The 16,775-nt window shown below is 72.5% G+C and carries 15 protein-coding genes; all 15 read right to left on the bottom strand.

Translation table 11 applies throughout. The annotated features are described in order from the left end of the window. Positions 1 to 4: 4 nt before the first annotated feature. The 15 genes from ACFYR0_RS03620 to ACFYR0_RS03690 all read right to left on the bottom strand — a co-directional run bounded on the left by ACFYR0_RS03620 (position 5) and on the right by ACFYR0_RS03690 (position 16,745). The gene (locus tag ACFYR0_RS03620) at positions 5 to 1,573 is read right to left on the bottom strand and encodes an MFS transporter (protein ID WP_389321461.1); all 1,569 of its coding nucleotides are present in this window, start codon (positions 1,571 to 1,573) and stop codon (positions 5 to 7) included. Next, positions 1,570 to 3,126, bottom strand: a complete 1,557-nt coding sequence (locus tag ACFYR0_RS03625; protein WP_389321463.1) for an alpha/beta hydrolase — start codon at positions 3,124 to 3,126, stop codon at positions 1,570 to 1,572. The genes ACFYR0_RS03620 and ACFYR0_RS03625 overlap by 4 nt, the downstream gene beginning before the upstream one ends. 38 nt (positions 3,127 to 3,164) lie before the next feature. Continuing rightward, positions 3,165 to 3,965, bottom strand: coding sequence for a class I SAM-dependent methyltransferase (locus ACFYR0_RS03630; protein ID WP_389321465.1), 801 nt, complete (start codon positions 3,963 to 3,965; stop codon positions 3,165 to 3,167). After that, positions 3,962 to 4,873: a hypothetical protein gene (locus ACFYR0_RS03635; RefSeq protein ID WP_389321467.1), complete on the bottom strand. Its 912-nt coding sequence runs from the start codon at positions 4,871 to 4,873 to the stop codon at positions 3,962 to 3,964. The genes ACFYR0_RS03630 and ACFYR0_RS03635 overlap by 4 nt, the downstream gene beginning before the upstream one ends. Before the next feature lie 45 nt (positions 4,874 to 4,918). Continuing rightward, on the bottom strand, positions 4,919 to 6,106 hold the full coding sequence (locus ACFYR0_RS03640; protein WP_389321469.1) for a hypothetical protein: 1,188 nt from the start codon (positions 6,104 to 6,106) through the stop codon (positions 4,919 to 4,921). Further along, positions 6,103 to 7,191, bottom strand: a complete 1,089-nt coding sequence (locus tag ACFYR0_RS03645; RefSeq protein WP_389321471.1) for an LLM class flavin-dependent oxidoreductase — start codon at positions 7,189 to 7,191, stop codon at positions 6,103 to 6,105. Before ACFYR0_RS03645 ends, ACFYR0_RS03640 begins: the two co-directional genes overlap by 4 nt. Positions 7,192 to 7,241: 50 nt before the next feature. Continuing rightward, on the bottom strand, positions 7,242 to 8,714 hold the full coding sequence (locus ACFYR0_RS03650) for an aldehyde dehydrogenase family protein (protein ID WP_389321473.1): 1,473 nt from the start codon (positions 8,712 to 8,714) through the stop codon (positions 7,242 to 7,244). 62 nt (positions 8,715 to 8,776) lie between these two features. Further along, positions 8,777 to 9,454 carry a PIG-L deacetylase family protein gene (locus ACFYR0_RS03655; RefSeq protein ID WP_389321475.1) on the bottom strand — a complete coding sequence of 226 codons (678 nt, stop codon included), beginning with the start codon at positions 9,452 to 9,454 and terminating at the stop codon, positions 8,777 to 8,779. Then, positions 9,451 to 10,137 (bottom strand): WbqC family protein, encoded by a 687-nt coding sequence (locus ACFYR0_RS03660; RefSeq protein WP_389321477.1) that lies wholly within the window; start codon positions 10,135 to 10,137, stop codon positions 9,451 to 9,453. The genes ACFYR0_RS03655 and ACFYR0_RS03660 overlap by 4 nt, the downstream gene beginning before the upstream one ends. Continuing rightward, entirely contained in the window at positions 10,134 to 11,093 is a 960-nt protein-coding gene (locus ACFYR0_RS03665) for a hypothetical protein (protein ID WP_389321479.1), read from the bottom strand. Before ACFYR0_RS03665 ends, ACFYR0_RS03660 begins: the two co-directional genes overlap by 4 nt. Next, on the bottom strand, positions 11,086 to 12,321 hold the full coding sequence (locus ACFYR0_RS03670) for a DegT/DnrJ/EryC1/StrS family aminotransferase (protein WP_389321481.1): 1,236 nt from the start codon (positions 12,319 to 12,321) through the stop codon (positions 11,086 to 11,088). Before ACFYR0_RS03670 ends, ACFYR0_RS03665 begins: the two co-directional genes overlap by 8 nt. Beyond that, positions 12,318 to 13,358: an NAD-dependent epimerase/dehydratase family protein gene (locus tag ACFYR0_RS03675; protein ID WP_389321483.1), complete on the bottom strand. Its 1,041-nt coding sequence runs from the start codon at positions 13,356 to 13,358 to the stop codon at positions 12,318 to 12,320. Before ACFYR0_RS03675 ends, ACFYR0_RS03670 begins: the two co-directional genes overlap by 4 nt. Continuing rightward, the gene (locus ACFYR0_RS03680; RefSeq protein ID WP_389321485.1) at positions 13,355 to 14,557 is read right to left on the bottom strand and encodes a DegT/DnrJ/EryC1/StrS family aminotransferase; all 1,203 of its coding nucleotides are present in this window, start codon (positions 14,555 to 14,557) and stop codon (positions 13,355 to 13,357) included. The genes ACFYR0_RS03675 and ACFYR0_RS03680 overlap by 4 nt, the downstream gene beginning before the upstream one ends. Further along, the gene (locus tag ACFYR0_RS03685; protein WP_389321487.1) at positions 14,554 to 15,498 is read right to left on the bottom strand and encodes a sugar phosphate isomerase/epimerase family protein; all 945 of its coding nucleotides are present in this window, start codon (positions 15,496 to 15,498) and stop codon (positions 14,554 to 14,556) included. The genes ACFYR0_RS03680 and ACFYR0_RS03685 overlap by 4 nt, the downstream gene beginning before the upstream one ends. After that, positions 15,495 to 16,745, bottom strand: a complete 1,251-nt coding sequence (locus ACFYR0_RS03690; protein WP_389321489.1) for a nucleotide sugar dehydrogenase — start codon at positions 16,743 to 16,745, stop codon at positions 15,495 to 15,497. Before ACFYR0_RS03690 ends, ACFYR0_RS03685 begins: the two co-directional genes overlap by 4 nt. Positions 16,746 to 16,775: the final 30 nt, after the last annotated feature.

Raw genomic sequence — 16,775 nt, forward strand, 5'->3', positions numbered from 1 at the left:
CCCGTCACTCCTTTCCGCCCTGGGGCGCGATGCGCACGGGTCTCAGGGCGATCGCCGCGACCACCGCGACGGCCAGCAGGATCGCGGAGCCGGTGAGCGCCGCGACGCGCAGTCCGTCGGTGAAGGCGTCGATGCCGCCCTGTTCGAGTGCCTTCCCGGCGGGGCCCGGCAGGCTGCGTGCCACCTCCAGGGCGGCCTGGAGGGTGCTGCGGGCCGCGTCCCCGGCGGCCGTCGGCAGTCCGGGCGGGATCGACGCGTCCACCTCCTGCCGGTAGACGGTGAGCGCGATGCTGCCCAGCATCGCGATGCCGACCGCGCCGCCGAACTCGTTGCTCGTCTCCGACAGCGCCGACGCCGATCCGGCCCGCTCCGGCGGGGCCGTCGCCACCACCACGTCCGTGGCGAGCAGGACGACCATGCCCACGCCGAAGGTCATCACGGCGGCACCGGTCACCACGACGGCGAGGCCGTCGTCGGAGTCCACCAGGCTCATCACCGCGAAGCCGGCGGACGCGACGACGAGACCGGCGCACACCACGAACACGGGCCGGACCCGCCGCGCGATCACCCCGGCCGTCGCCAGCCCGGCGAACAGGGTCAGGATCGCGGGCAGTTGCCACAGCGAGGCGACGAACGGCCGCAGCCCCAGCACCGACAGGGCGTACTGCGAGCTGAGCATCATCATGCCGAGCATGGCGAACTGCACGACCGTGGTGGTGACGATGGCGGTGCTGAACGCCCGGTCGCGGAACAGCCGGGTGTCGATGAGCGGGTCCGCCGAACGCCGCTGCCGCTGGACGAACAGCACGCCGACGGCGATGCCCGCGAGGACGGCGCCGACGGCCCGCGCGTCGGCGTGTCCCTCCGCGAACCGCTTGGCCCCGTAGACGACCGGCAGCACGGCGGCGAGGGACAGCGCCGCGCCGAACAGGTCGAAGCGCTCGGGGCTGGGGCTGCGGTACTCCGGCAGCAGTACGGGGCCGAGCGCCAGCACCAGCAGCATGACGGGGACGTTGACGAGGAACACCGAGCCCCACCAGAAGTGCTCCAGCAGCACACCGGCCGTGATGGGGCCGAGCATGGCGCCGGCGGCGAAGCCCGCCGTCCACACGCCGATCGCCGCGCGGCGCTGACCCTCGTCGTGGAACATGTTGCGGATCAGGGACAGCGTCGACGGGGCGAGCGTCGCCCCGGCGACCCCGAGCAGCGCCCGGCTCGCGATCAGCATGCCGGGGCTGTCGGAGTAGGCCGCGAGGACCGAGGCGGCGCCGAAGCCCGCGGCGCCGAGCATCAGCAGCCGCCGCCGGCCGATCCGGTCCCCCAGCGCACCCATGGTGATCAGCAGGCCCGCCAGGAGGAACCCGTAGATGTCCATCACCCACAGCAGCTCGGAGGTGCTGGGGGTGAGGTCGGCCGCGACGAAGGGCACCGCGTAGAAGAGCACGCTGATGTCCATCGCCACGAGGACGCAGCACAGCACGATCACCACGAGGCCGAGCCACTCCTCGTAGGTCGCCCTGCCGTGCGGGGCCCCGGTGTCCTGGGCGGTGGGTGCGCCGGGGGTCCCGGTCACCGCGGTCCACCTCCCGCGAGTGCCCCGGTGACGGCGGCCGAGCGCGAGGGCGCGCAGGTGGTGCCCGTCGCGGGCACGCTGCCGCTGAGCAGGTACCTGGCCTCGTGGCCGCGTGCGCAGCCGGAGTTGAGGATGCCGGTGTGACCGTCGCCCTCGACGGTGAGCAGGCTGCTGCCCTCGATCCGCGCCGCGAGCCGCTCGGCCCACACATGCGGAGTCGCCGCGTCGTAGCGGGTGTTGACGAGCAGGACCGGCGGGGCGCCGTGCACGGCGAGGGGGGCGGGCGGGTTGGCGGGGGCCACCGGCCAGCCCGCGCAGCCGCTGGTCCAGTCCCAGAACTCCGAGTAGCGCCAGGTGTGCGGGGCGATCCGCTTCAGCCGGGCCGCCTGCGCGCTCATGTCGGGGAACCCGGGGGTGCGGGAGACGAAGTCGTGGCAGCCCACGGTCCGGTAGGCGTCGTACTCGGGCTGGAGGAAGGAGGCGGGCGCCACCAGCGCGGAGGCGTCGGCGTCCGCCCCGCCCAGGCCCGCGGCGGCGGCGAGCGCGCCGGCCAGGTACGGCCAGGTGGCGGGCTGGGTGAGGTACGTGTAGGCGCCGTTGGTGAGTTCCTCGGCGTTCACCCTGCGGCCCGGCTCCGAGGCGTTGATGCCGGTCGCCTCTGCGGCGGCGAGGACACCGTCGTACACGGCGAGCGCGTCCGCGCCCTTCAGCACGCAACTGTCGTCGTCGGCGCACCAGTCGGCGAAGCGGTGCAGCGCCCTCTCGGTGGCGCGGGCCTCGTCGGCGGCGGCGCGGCGGGTCGAAAGGCTGTGGTCGACTACGCCGTCGAGGACCATGGCCCGCACCCGGTGGGGATAACGCTGGGCGTAGAGCGAGCCGATCTCGGTGCCGTAGGACAGTCCCAGGTAGGAGATCTTCTCCGCGCCGACGGCCTTGCGCAGGGCCTCGACGTCGCGGACGACGCTGCCGGTGTCGACGTGGTCCATCAGTGCGCCGGTGGCGGCTCGGCAGGCGCTGCCGGCCGCCTTGTTGAACCGCTTGAGCGCGGCGTGTTCGGCGGGGGTTCCCGGGAAGGCGCCGACGGTGGGGTCGTGCAGCGGCTTCGGGCAGGTGACCGGGGTGCTCCGGCCGACTCCGCGCGGGTCGAAGCCGATCAGGTCGAACCGGTCGCGCAGTTCGGCGAACTCGGGGGCCGCGGACAGCAGATCGCTGTAGGCGACGGCGGCCGCGCCGGAGCCGCCGGGACCGCCGGGGTTGAACAGCAGCGGCCCGATCCGGTTCGCCGGGTCCCGGGCGGGCAGCCGGGACAGGGCCAGCGTGATCTTCTCACCGCGGGGCCTCGCCCAGTCGAGGGGCACCTGCACCGCCGCGCACTGGGCGCCGGGGACGGAACCCTCGCCGCAGTCGGCCCAGGCGATCGGCTCCGTGCCGGCGGGGCCCGGCTCCTGGGCCCTGGCGATACCCGGCAGCACCACGGCCGCGACCGCCGTGGCGCAGACCGCGGCCGTCAGCCTCCGGACGCGGCGGGAGACCCGCGCACGATGTTGCACCATGTCACTCTTCCTTAACTGTCATGAACTGTCGGGAGCCGTCAGGGCTTTGCGGCGACCACGGCGATCAGCGAGCTGCCCGCGGGCGCGGGCAGCCGGCGGGTGAGCCAGTGGTCGAGGCGGCTGAGCCCGTACATCAGCTGGTTCACCGGCCGCGCCGGGGCCTTGACGAAGTGGCTGTGCTCGGAGGCATCGGCCTTGAACAGCAGCCGGCGCAGGAACAGCGGCAGCACGGTCCAGGCGTAGTAGTAGCGGACCTCCAGCACCCGCAGCCCGGCGCCCTCCAGCGCGGCACGCAGGGAGGCGCGGGTGTAGCGCCGGAAGTGGCCGCTGAGTTCGTCGAACTCGCTCCACAGGGCCGTCAGCGCGGGGACCGTGACGACCGCCCGTCCGTCGGGGCCGAGCAGGGCGGCCACCCGGCGCAGCGCCGCGCCCTGGTCCTCGATGTGTTCGAGCACGTCGAGGAGGAGCACCAGGTCGTGGTCGGCGTCGCGCGGCCGGCCCTGGACGAAGTCGGCGACCTCGATGCGGTCGCGCCGCGGCGAGTGCGGTGACACGAGGACCCGGTCCGGCTCGATCCCCTCGACGTCGGCGAAGGGTTCCAGGTGCCGCCAGATGAACCCGTCGCCGCAGCCCACGTCGAGTGCCTTGGCCCGGCGCGTGCCCCATCGGGCGTGCTTGGCGACGTAGTGCAGCACCTGGTGCTCGCGGGCGCGCCACCACCAGTGCGTGCGGTAGATCTCGCCGTAGACACCGCTGTAGGTGGCGTCCATGAGGGTGGTGTCCGCCGTCGGACCGCCCTGCGGGTCGGGCCGCTTGCCGGTCGCCGGGTCCGGGGTCATCGCGCCTGCTCCGCGGCCTTGTCCGGGGCGCCGGTGCGGCGGGCCAGGTGCTCGCGCTCCAGCTCCCGCTCCGAGCCGCGCAGTGCGACGATCTCCTCGAAGCTCGGCATCAGCGGCTCGCCCTCGCCGGGGATGACGCACCGGGTGACGTCCGTCAGGAGCTTCTTGAGGGCGACCGGGTTGCGCAGCAGGGCGTGTCCGGACACCGCGACCTCGACGACGTCGTCCTGGTCGCGGCCGGACTTCTCGAAGGCGAGGCGTACGTCGGCGATGTCGACCCAGTCGTCGTCGGCGGCGACGAAGTTGCGCACCGGGACGTCCAGCGCGGACAGCGCGTCGACGGTGGCGGACAGCTCCCACCAGTTGACGGACCGGGTCTCGGCGACGATCGGGCGCGGGTCGACGGAGTGCTTGTCGATCTGCACCCGCTCGGGCAGGTCGTCCAGCTCCCAGTCCAGGTAGTCGGTGTCGAGCACCTTCACCAGGGTCTGCCGGCCGTTGACCACGCCCAGCATGAGGGCGATGTTGTCGGCGCAGCCGCGCTCGGCGGCGAACTGGAGCACGGGCAGCGCCGACAGGCTGGTGGCGACCATCGACACGGCGTCGACGCCCTCGCGTTCGCGGACGGTGTCGACGACGGCCGTCAGCGCCTCCATCAGCTGGGTGACGGAGTAGTCGACGATCTCGCCGTCGCTGAGCCCGACGTGGTCGAGCGCGTCGAAGCGGTACACGGTGGCGCCGTTGTAGGTCAGCATCAGCGTGAGCACGCCGGAGCTGCGCATGCGCTGGCCGAATCCCGGCGCCATGACGACGACGGGTCCGCCGGTGTCCCCGTCGGGCGGGCTGTCCCGCCACACCGCGACGGTCCTGCCGTTCTTCGTCCTCACGTCGAAGCACTCTGTCGACATGACTCCCCCTTCGGTTCGTCTGTTGCGGTACCTGCGGTGGTGTGTTCAGTCGGTACGGACGGTCTCGGCCAGGCGCAGCGCGCAGCCGTGGTGGCTGGAGGCCTTCATCCGGCGGTGGATCTCGACGGTGGTGCCGCCGCGGCCGCACGGGCAGCCGCCGGTGACGGCGGAACCGAAGTCCTCCGCCAGCAGGAAGCAGGGGTAGCTGCGCGCGGTCGGGTCGAGATACGACATCAGGCCGGTCTCCCCGGCGGGCAGCGGGGCGAGGTCGCGTGGGTCGCGGACGATCACCTCGACCCACGGCGGCACATGCTTGCGGTGGTGCTCGCACTCGATGAACGCCGTGTTCAGCTCGACCTGGTTGAACACGTCGCGCACCTGCGAGGCGTCGGCCAGGCCGAAGGTGTCCATGGCGAGGGCGCGCAGCTCGTCCGGGTCGAGCCTGGTGGACTCGCTCTTCTTCCAGCCGCCGCCGGTGATCACGGCCATGCGCTCGCCGGCGGCCACCTTGACGCTGTTCTCCGCCATGTGCCGCAGCAGTTCCGCCACGAACACCGGCGGACCCGCCACGCACACGAACCGGCCCTCGGCCAGCGCGTTCTCCAAGTCCCTGACCGCGTCCTTGAGATGGAGGACGCCGTCACGGACGTAGGAGGTGGTGGAGGCGAACATCTCGACCAGCGTCATGATGTAGCTGATCCAGACCCCGTCGGCCTCACAGCGGTTGGGACCCAGGTGGATCATCATGCCGTCGTCGTCGAGGTCGATGTCGCCGTAGAGCGTCCGCCAGATGTCGCCCTCGGGGTGCAGCGAACCGGCCAGGCGCTCCAGCGAGGGCTCGTCGCGCCAGACCATGCTCCGGGTGCCGCTGGTGCCGCTGGACTTGAACACGTCGCATTCCTGGGCGGGCACGCTGCGGATCTCGGCCCGCTTGAACAGCCGGGTCGGGAACTGCGGCACCCGCGCGAGGCCCGCGGGCTCGTCGAGGTCGGCGAGGGTGAACCCGCGCGCCTCGGCGAACCTGCGGTAGTCGGCGTTGTGCTCCAGATGGTGCTCGACGGCCGCGGCGACGAACCGGTGCCGCAGCGCGGCCTGTTCGGCGACGGGCAGGGCCCACCAGTTCTCCTCCTCGAAGACGAGCCGGTCGAGTTCGGCGAACTCGGTGCCGGTGCGCACGAGGGACGTAGGAGGCACGAGGGACGGGGCCGGCCGGGCTTCGCTCGGGTCCGTCACTGGGCGTCCTCGGCGAGGTTCGGCTTCCAGCCGACGCGCGGCAGGACTTCCTCGGCGAACATGTTCATGTTCTCGAGGATCCGGTCGCGGTTGAGGGTGGCCTCGACTCCGAGCTGGAAGTTCTTCACGCCGGTGGCCTCCATGGTGCGGCCGATGCGGTCCACGCACTCCTCGACGCTGCCGACGATGCTGTTGTCCAGCATGTAGTTGGTGAAGTCGGCGTTGGTGCGGTCGCCGCGCAGCGCGGCGGCCTGCCACTCGCCGTACTGGAAGCGGTAGTTGGGGAGCTTCTGGAGCTGCTCCATGGTGAAGGCGGCGTCGTCGTGCTCCTGCTCCCACCAGCACATGTGCTTCCAGATCTCGTCCTGCGCCTTCTGGGTGGTCTCGGCGACGTGCGCGACGGTGCACATGGCGTGCTCGACGGTGGTGGGGTCGATGCCGTGGCTCTCGGCGGTCTCGTTGTACAGCTCGATGATGGAGCGCATCGCCTCGTAGGTGCCGATGACCGGCATGATCAGCGGCAGTCCGCGGGAGGCGGCCCACTCGATCGTGGTCGGCGACTGGCCCACGCCGTACATCGGCGGGTTCGGCCTGGTGTACTGGGTGGGGAACGGGGTGACGTCGGGGAGGGTGATCTCCTCGCCCTCCCACTTGGCGCTGCCGGTCTCCCAGATCTTGCGGATGATGTCGACGTACTCGGTCTGGAGGGTGTGCGACTTGGCCGGGTCGACGCCGAAGGCCTCGAAGTCCTTCGGGAAGTAGCCGCGGCCGACGCCGAGGATGAAGCGGCCGTGGCTGAGCTGGTCGAGCATGTTGGTCTGCTCGGCGATCCGGATCGGGTGGTCCAGCGGGAGGATGACGACCGCGGTGCCGACCTTGATCTGGCGGGTCTTGCCGAGCACGTAGCCGGCCATGGTCAGCGTGTTGGGGCACAGGCCGTAGCGGGTGAAGTGGTGCTCCAGCAGCCACGCGGACTGGTAGCCGAGCCTGTCCGCCTCGACGGCGAAGTCGATGGAGTTGTCGAAGACCTCGGTCTCGGTCCAGTGGTCGGGGTGGGCGGTGGTGATCATGATGCCCATGTCCATGGGATTCTCCTCAGTGGGTGTGGGTGGAAGGACCGGCAGGGCGCGGCGGGTCACATCAGCAGGTCGCGCAGGCGACGGTGCTCGAGGAACTCCGACTGGTCGATCGGGACGACCATGCCCTTGCCGTGGTCGAGCCGTGGAGCCTCGACCGAGACCATGCGGGTCATCAGCTGGAGCGGCTGAAGCCCGTCGTGCGAGCCGCCGAGGCGGAACAGCGGCGAGAGGCCGGCCTCGACGAACCGGCAGGCGCCGCGCCGCGCCAGCTCGTGGCGCAGCTCCTCGTGCAGGGACCAGGGCGCGAGTCCGATGGTCTGCACCGTCGGGTCGACCCACCGCGCCACCTCGGACAGGTCCTCGACCGGGTGCACGAACAGCGTGCGGGCGGGCGGCAGTTCGGTGACGTTCGACGGGTCGGTGACGATGACCGATCCCCAGGAGCCCGACCGTACGCGCGAGCCGAGGAACTGCTGGGCGGCGGCCTCCATCGACGCCTGCGCGGCCTCGTCGGCGGTGACCGAGGTACGCGGGAGCATGCCCTCGTAGCGGACCAGCTCCTCCTGGAGGCGGGCGGCGAACTCCTCGGGGTCGGCGTCGGTGAACACCTGGTGGGTGGAGAAGCAGGCCCGCTGCTCGTACATCGAGGCGTCGTGGGCGACGCCCCGGGTGGCCCGCGCCATGTCGGCGTCCTTGCCGACGACGGTGAAGCTGCGCCGGGGGCCGTAGGGCACCACGACCGCCTCGGGCGAGCAGGTGCGGTAGGCCGCCTCGACGGCCTCCGCGCCGCCCCAGGCGCAGATCACGTCGGCGTCGCCGAGGATCCGCCTGCCGAGGTCGCTGTCGCGTTCCCAGAACACGGCGCTGACCGAGCGGGTCACCGGGTGGCCGGGGTCGATGTCGGTGAAGGACTGCGCGAGCACGACCGCGGTGGCGGGCTCGCCGGCGGCGTACTTGAGCACCGAGGTGTTCTTGGTCAGCAGGGCGCGGACCAGCGAGACCGTGGTGGAGTACGGCACGTTGCCCGGCAGGATGTGCACGCTGCGGCCGCGCGGGTAGGCCCGGACCTCGGCGTCCTCGCGGGGGATCCAGCGGTCCATGATCTGCCGGTGGCCGAGCTCCACGGCCACCATGTCGTGCAGATGCCCGTGGGCGCGCAGGGTCGCGGAGATCAGGTCGGCCTCGGCGTCGGCCATCTGCTGGGAGTAGCCGTGCATCCGCTTGAGTTCACGGACGTAGAGCCTGCGGCGGGCGTACTCCTCGTTGTTCCACAGGTGTCCGATGCGGTTGAGGTAGGCGATGATCTCCTGGAGCGGGGTGTCGGCGAGGTCGGTCGGCGGGTCCAGCAGCCGGTCGACGAGCGCCGGGGTCAGCCGCGGTACGGCCGCCTTGGCCCCGTTGGGAAACTCCAGGACGCGGGGCTCCGCGTCGGGTTCGACCCGCTCGCCCCACACCATGAACGGGTGGGGTTTCACCTTCGTCCGGGGTTGCCCCTGCGTCGGCGCGGGCTGCGCCACGTGACCGGTCACTGCGGTCGTCCCTCCTTCGAATCGCTGATGGGTGACTCCGACTGCTCCCACGGCTTCGGCCGCTACGGCTGCCATGTCCCGCGCAGCACGCTGAACGCCTCGGCGGCGGCGGTGCCCGCGTGCGCGCCGAACAGCTCGGCCTGGGCGGTGATGGCCTTCAGGGAGCGCGGGTGGGGGAAGTCCCGCAGCTCGGACGCGTAGGCGCGCATCGCGTCGAGCTTGCGGTCCAGGCTGTCGGTGATGTCGCTGTAGACGGCCGGCACGAACGGGTCGCGGCCCGCGTACCCGGCGTCGGTGGCCGACAGGGTGGAGAATCCGAGCAGCCAGCGCACCGGGCTGACATGCGGCCGGCAGGCGATCATGCAGGCCCGGGCGGTCAGTTCGTGGTCGACGTTGAGGTCGCCGCCGTGGTGGGTGTACACGGTGTGCGGGGCGACGCGCTCGACGACCGCGCTCACCTGTTGCGCGAGGGTCAGCAGCGGGTAGGTGTCGAGCTGGTTGTCGGCGAGGTCCAGCCGGTGCACGGCGGCGGTTCCGAGGACGGCGGCGGAGTCGGCCGCCTCCTGGGCGGAGGCCGCGGCACTGGCCTCGGGGGCGGGGTCGTCGGCGCGTGACGTCTTGCCGTCGGCGAGGATCAGGACGTGCACCTCGTCGCCGGCCTTGGCGTGCTTCGCCAACGTGCCGCCGGGGCCGATGACTTCGTCGTCGGGATGTGCGACGACGGCGAGCACGGTGCTCATGACGTGGTCCCCCTGACGATGTCGGCGCTCTCCGGTCCGCAGTGCATGAGCAGGTCCAGCACCGACAGATGGGACCGGAACTCCTTTGTGGTCTGCGGGTATTCGGGGTGCGCGTAGTGGAAGTACTCGATCTCGATGCCGTCGAGGAGCGACGGGTCCAGGTAGTCGACGGCGTTCGGGCCCGCGATGAAGGTGTCCGCGCCGAACCGCTCGCACAGGACGGGGATGATCGTCCGCCGGTCGAACTCGGGCAGGTCCAGCTCCGAGATCCGGTGCACCGGGCAGTCGATCTTCAGCTGGTCGAGGCAGTAGTCGATGAACGGCAGGCAGACCTCGCCCAGCGTGGCGAACTCGGTCGCGTAGTACGCCTCCAGGAACTCCGCGTGCGCACGGAAGTGGGGTGCGCGCCGGTAGGCCATCTGGACGGCCTTCCAGTGCCTGCGCCGCCAGCCGTCGTCGACCAGCCGCACCTCGTCGAGGGGGGCCTCGGCCCGCAGGTCCTCGTGGTCGAGGGGGATGGTCAGCAGCAGTTCGCCGCCGGGGCCGCCGATCTTGTTGCGGTTGAGCATGTTGCGCCGGCCGATACGGCTGCGGTCGTGCAGCACGAACAGGTCCGAGCGGGCGATCTTGGCGAAGTAGCCGAGCCAGGGCAGGTAGGCGGGCTGATGCGCGCTGATGATCACCGGGCCTCCTCCTGTCCTTCGCCGGTCCGCTGGGTCCCGTGCGGCCACCGGACGGTCCGGGCCGCGGCGGCCGAGGCGCCCCAGCCCGTCTTGAACCCGGCCTGGCCCTCCCCCGCCGCCGCGCCGAGGTCGGCGGTACCGGTCCCGCGCCGGGCGAGCTCCGCCACGGCCGTCCAGAACGCCAGGTGACCGGCGTTGGCCGCGCGCCCCCGCTCGGAGGTCAGCTGCATGAGGTGGAACGCGGCCCGCCCGCCCACCGCGAACACGGACGCCGCCTGGACCCCGTCCCGGTCGCTCACCACGGTGGTGAGCGTGTCACCGCCCCGCGTGAGGAACTCGACGTCCGTCGCGGCGAGGGCCGTTCCGATGCCGTGCCGGCCGAGCGTCTGCCCGTACAGACGGGCTAGTTCCGTGCCGTGACCGGGCTCGGCGGCCGCCGCGACGAGCCCGAGCGCCTCCGCCCGGCGTACGGCGGTACGGCATCGGCCGCGCGCCGCCCGCCAGAGCGCGTCCACGCCCGGGGTGAGGTCGAGGAGATAGGTGTCGCGGCCCGGCCGGGTCGTCCAGTGCGCCGTCGGCTCCGGGCCCGGGAAGGCTTCGGCGGGCGGCAGCAGGGTCGTGAGCTCCGTCAACTCCCGCTCCCGGCACACCGCTTCGGCGAGGTCGGCGAAGTCGGGCAGCGCGCCGCGCCAGTCGGCCGACACGGCCACCGAGCCGTAGCCGTAGCAGCCGATCTGCGCACGGGTGCCGGACACGCACAGCGGGAGCAGCAGTTCGCCGGACCGGCCCCACTCCACCACCGTCGGGCTGAACCGCAGACCCGGCGAGCCCTTCAGGCCGAGGGCGAGCCAGTGGGTGCGGGCGAACGGCAGGGTCTCCCGCGCCCCGGCCAGCCGTGCGTCCCAGCCGGACTCCGGCAGGACCGACACGGCGTACCCCTCGCGGAGGTCAGTCATGGCCGGCCTCCTGCCGCCGGACCGCGCGGTCGGCCGCCAGCAGCGCGGCCACCAGCAGAGGTGCCGTGAGCCGTGGCTGCGGCTGCTTGGGCACGGTCAGCACACGCGGCCACAGCGAGTCGGCGCCCGCCAACGGGCCCGCGGCATAAGGCGCGTACGGCTTGAGGCGGTGCAGCGGGTAGTAGTTCCAGGTGCTCGGCACCCCGTGTTCCGCCAGTGCCCTGGCGAACAGGAAGCGCCGGCCCGGGCGGTGGAAGAGGAGCTCGATGCCGGGGCCGAGGTCGGGGTCGGAGTCCAGCGGCCGGCAGGTCGTCAGTTCCGCGGTGACCGCCGCGCGTACCCGCTGGTGCAGGGAGGCGGCCCGGTCCGCGACGCGGTCCGCGGTCCGCAGCAGCGCGGCGGCCGCCGCGGCCTCCCAGCGCGAGGGCGCGCCGAAGTCCACCGGGCCCGCCTCGGCGGGCAGATGGTCGGCCTTGGTGTGCGACCAGCCGGGTGTACGGGACTGGGCACGCGCCACCGCCGTGCGCACCGCGCCTGGGGCGTGGGAGACGAGCCGGGCGGTCACCGCCCTGCGCAGGGCGGCGAGTCCGCCTCCGGAGCGCAGCCCGTTCTCACCGGTGCCCGGCGCCGAGGTGAGCAGCGCGCCCCCGCCGAGCCCGCCCAGCTGCTTGCCCTCGCCGAAGCTGAGCACGACCGGGCAGGAGGTGCCGCGGAAGCGGCGCAGCACTCTCGGCGAGAGGCCCGCCTGCGCGAGGTCCAGCAGGACGACGCCGCCGCGTTCGGTGATCCGTGCCGCGTGGGCACGCCATTCGTCGAGGCCGAGCCCGTTGGTGAGGATCACCGCGCGGCCGTCGAGGTCGGCCGAGGTGTACGCCGGGCCCGTCACCGGGTCGGTGTCCACCAGGACCGGCCGGGCGCCCGCCGCGAGGACGGCGTCGGCCACGGCGGGGCAGTTGAACGTGGAGAGCACGACCTCGCGGGCGCCGGTGTGCTGCACGGCGTGGGCGAGCGCGGCGCGCCCGGTCGCGGCGAGGAGACACCGGTCGCGTCCGGCGTGCTCACGCAGCAGGCCGGCCAGGCCCGTCAGGGTGTGTCGCGGCCGGGCCGCCGCGCGCAGCGTCGCGGCGAGGCGGCCGGCCGTCATACGGGACGGGTGGAGGTAGCCGGCCGGGCGGTGCGGCACGGGCGCGTACCACAGGTCGGACGTCTCCGACTGGTCGAGTATCACGACGCCGCCGCACCCGCCGGCGCGGTGTTCCCCCGCGGCCAGTCGGTGCGCTCCAGGCGCAGGGGCATGACGCCGCTGCCGCCGCGCACCCATTCGACGGTCTCCCGCAGCCCCGCCTTGAAGTCACGGCGCGGCTCGTAGCCGAGCAGGGTGCGGGCCTTGGTGAGGTCGGGCCTGCGCGATCGGATGTCCGGGCCGGTGTGCGGGACGTACCGGACCTCGGCGCCGGTGCCGCTCAGCTCGGCGGTGAGGCGGCCCAGTTCGCTCATGGTCAGGTCGTTGGTGTCGTCGCCGATGTTGAAGGCCTCGCCGGCGGCGGCCGGCGTGTGCAGGGTGCTGACGAGTCCGAAGGCGAAGTCCTCGGCGTGGCACCAGGCCCGCGACTGGGAGCCGTCGCCGTGCACGGTGACCGGCTCTCCGGCGACCGCCCGCGCGGCGAGCGCGCCGACGGCGTAGGAGCCGGTCCGCAGCGGGCCGTACACGTTGAACGGCCGGACGATCGCGAAGGGGAGGCCGTCCTCGGTGCCGCAGGCGGCGGTCATGGACTCGGCGGTGACCTTGCTGACGGCGTAGGACCAGCGCGGGTCGCCGACGGCGACCGACAGCCACTCGCTCTCCTTGGCGCCCTTGGCGTCGCCGCCGTACACCTCGCTGGTGCTCAGCAGCACGAAGCGGCTCAGGTGCGACTGGCGCACGGCGTAGTCCAGGGCGACGGCGGTGCCGTCGACGTTGACGCGCAGGGTCTCACGGGGTGAAGCGCGGACCTTGTTCACGCCGAGGAGCGCGGCGGCGTGGACGACATGGTCGACCTCGCCGAACCGGTCGAGGGAGCCGCGTTCGGTGATGTCGGCCGTGCCGGTCTCGACGGAGGGGTCGTCGAGCAGGCCGGACAGGGAGGCCGGTGTGCCGTCGGGCTCGCGGTTGTCGACCAGGACCACGCGGTGGCCCGAGCGGAGCAGGCCCGCGGCGACCCAGGTCGACAGGAAGCCGAAGCCGCCCGTGATCAGCGTGCGCGGCGCCGTGTGCTGGTTGCTCATGACCTTCCCCTTGCTCGTCGAGTCGATCCGTGCACGGTCTCGGTGACCGCGTCGACGACCCGGTCGCAGTCGGCGTCGGTCATGCCGCGCCACAGCGGGAGCGAGACCAGCCCCGCGAAGGCGGTGTCGACGGTGGTGAGCGGCGTCCTGAGCCGGGGCGGGACGTCCGCGAAGGCGGGCAGCCGGTGCAGGGGCGTGTAGTGGACCTGGCAGCGGATGCGGCGGTCGAGGAAGCCGGCCAGCAGGTCCTTCTTGGCCAGGCCGAGGGCGGCCACGTCGAAGACGACGGGGAACAGGTGGTGGGCCGACCCGGGGCGTCTGCGGGGTGGTACGACGCGGACGTACGGCAGGCCGTCCAGGGCCTCGTGGTACCGGTCGGCCAGCCTGGCCCGTTCGCGCCGGGACTCCTCGGCCCGGTGGGCCTGGGCCACGCCGACGGCGGCGTTGAACTCCGACAGGCGCAGGTTCATGCCGGGCCGCTCGATGGTGTAGGGCCAGGGACCGAGGTCGCCGTCGTGGGCGTCGACCGGCCGCATGTCGTGGTTGCGCAGCCGCCGCAGCTCGTCCAGCAGCACGGGGTCCGCGGTGCTGACGGCGCCGCCCTCGCCGGCCGCGACGGGCTTGGTCGGGTGGAAGCTGAAGCAGGCGGCGCGGGAGCCCGGCCAGGACCCGATGGGCAAAGTGCCGTCGTAGGTGCCGCCGACGGCGTGGCAGGCGTCCTCGACGAGGTCGGCGCCGTAGCGGTCGCACAGCGAGGACAGCGCGGGCATGTCGGCGCCGTGCCCGGCGTAGTGCACGGGCAGGACGACGATCCGGGCGTAGTCGCGGTGCACGCGGTCCAGGAGTTCAGCGAGCCGGACCGGGCAGAGGGTGAGGTCGTCCGCGGTCACGTCGGCCACGGCGACGTCCCAGCCGAGCAGCCGGGCCGAGGCCGCGGCGGCGGCGAAGTTCAGGGCCGGGGTGATCAGCAGCCGGGGCCCGGTCGCCTGGCGTCCGAGGACGTGCAGCACGGCGTGCAGGGCGGCGGTGCCGCTCGACAGGGTCACGGTGGGGGCGCCGGTGATCCGGCCCAGGGCCTCCTCGAACCGGGCGACCTGGCCGCCGTTGGTCCAGAAGCCGGACTCCAGGGCCGTCATGAGGGCGGAGGCCTCGTCGGCGTCCCAGTAGGGGCGCGCGTAGGGGAGGTCGGAGTCGGTCACCGCTCGCTCCCCGAACAGTCGACGAGCGCGGCGAGCCGGGGGTCGCCCGCCAGCCAGTCGCGGGTCTTCCAGCAGTTCTTGCGGCCCTCGTAGTCGTCCTCCTGCACCTCGAGGACGACCCCGGGTGTCCGGCCCTCGGCGCACGCCGCGCCGAGGGCGGCCTCGACCGCCGCGGCGAGCATCCCTGCGAGCAGGTCCTGGCCGATCGAGCCGTCCTGCGGCGGTACGCCCTCGGTGCACTGCTCCGGCCAGCCGGGCATGGCGTGACCGGCGAACGAGGCGAAGTGGACGTGCTTGACGGGCAGTCGGGGCAGCTCGTACGGCCCCACGGGCACGGGCCGTCGCTCCAGGCGGGCGATCGCGCTCAGCGTGGAGTACGACACGGCCCAGTGGCACACGTCCCAGGTGACGCCGATCCGCTCCGAGCCCAGCTCGGCGAGCGGGCCGAAGTCCTCCGGTGTGACGAATACGGAGTCGAAGTCGATGCCCTGCGCGCCGATGACCGGCAGGTTCTCGACGCCGATCCAGACCGGGACGCCGGCCAGGTCCTCGTCCAGCCGGGCGAGCTTCTCGACGGCCTTCGCACGGGCGCCCGCGAGGTCGAACCCGGGCCAGTCGGCCAGTTCCACGAACTGGTTGGCGTGCAGGACGACACCCTGCGCGCCGGTGTCGGCGGCCAGTTCGCAGAACCGGCGCAGCCGGTCGTAGACCACCCGGTCGGCGACCCAGTCGGCGTTCTCCGTCGGGAAGTGCAGGGTCAGTTCGCGGGCGATCCGGCGGGCGTGGCGGAGGTTGCCGTCGAGCACGCGCCACTGGTCCTCGTGCTCGAGGTCGCCGCCGTCGAAGACGTACGCCTCCAGGCCGCCGAGTTCGCGGGCCCAGCGCCGGTCGATCTGGCCGCGGCGCGTGCCGTCGAAGGTCAGGCGCAGACTGGCGTTCACAGCTGCTCGACCTCCGGTGCGCCGATCACGCCGCGGCAGTCGAAGACGAGGCGGGAGGAGGCGAGGACGGTCTCGTAGTCGATCTCGTCGTGGTCGGTGACCAGCAGGACGGCGTCGGCGTCCCGGCACTCCTCCGCGGTCAGCTCGACCGCGGTGAAGGTGTCGGCGGCCATGTCGATGCCGAGCCAGGGGTCGGTGACCTTCACCGTGGTGCCCATGCTGACGAGTTCGGCGCCGATCGCGAAGGCGGGCGAGTTGCGTGAGTCGGCGACCCCGGCCTTGAACGCGACGCCGAGGATGAGCACGGTCGCGCCCTGGAGGGTCTTGCCCCGTTGTTCGAGCGACAGGGCGAGCCGGCGCATCACATGGCGCGGCATCGACTCGTTGATCTCGGCGGCGGCGGCGAGTAGTTCGCTCTTGTGTCCCGCGGAGTTCAGCGCGTGGCTGAGGTAGTGCACGTTGTTGGGCAGGCAGTGTCCGCCGACGCCGGGCCCGTGGTGGAACGGCATGAACCCGTACGGCTTGGTGGACGCCGCGGAGACGACCTCGCGCAGGCTGATGTCCATCTCCGAGGTGGCCTTGCTGAGTTCGTTGACGAAGGCGATGTTGAGGTAGCGGAAGGTGTTCTCGAGGAGCTTGGTGAACTCCGCCACCTCGCAGCTGGTGACCGGCACGACCTCCTTGAAGACCGAGCCGTAGAAGTTCCGGACCAGTTCGAGCGCCTTGTCGTCCAGGCCGGAGACCAGTTTGGGTATGTCGCACAGCTCGATGTCGCGGCCCGGGTCGACCCGGTCGGGGCTGTAGGCGAAGAACACGTCCGTGCCCGACCTCAGGCCCGACAGCTTCTCGAACAGCGGCGCGATGTGGTCGCGGGTCGCCCTCGGGTAGACCGTGGACTCGATCACGATCAGGACGCCGGGCCGGGCGACCTCGGCGATCTGGGCCAGCGCCCGGTCCACATGGACGAGATCGGGCAGCTTGTCCTCGGTCAGCGGCGTGGGCACGGAGATCACGTAGACGTCGACCTCCGGCACCTCGGCCAGGTCCGGCACCGGCAGGTAGCGCCCGTTCCCGGTCTCCGTGCGCAGTTCGTCGTCGGTGACGTCGCCGATGTACGACCGGCAGGCCCGCAGGGACTCGAACCGGTCCGGGTTCGTCTCGACCCCGTACAGGGTGTGGCCCGAGGACGCCATGGCGATGGAGAGCGGCAGACCCACAAAGCCCTGACCGATGGCCGCAACTCGCATGTTCCCCCCTTTCATCGTGGTTTCCGTCCG

Source organism: Streptomyces sp. NPDC005017 (assembly GCF_042873115.1).
In the GTDB taxonomy this organism is placed as follows: Bacteria; Actinomycetota; Actinomycetes; order Streptomycetales; family Streptomycetaceae; genus Streptomyces.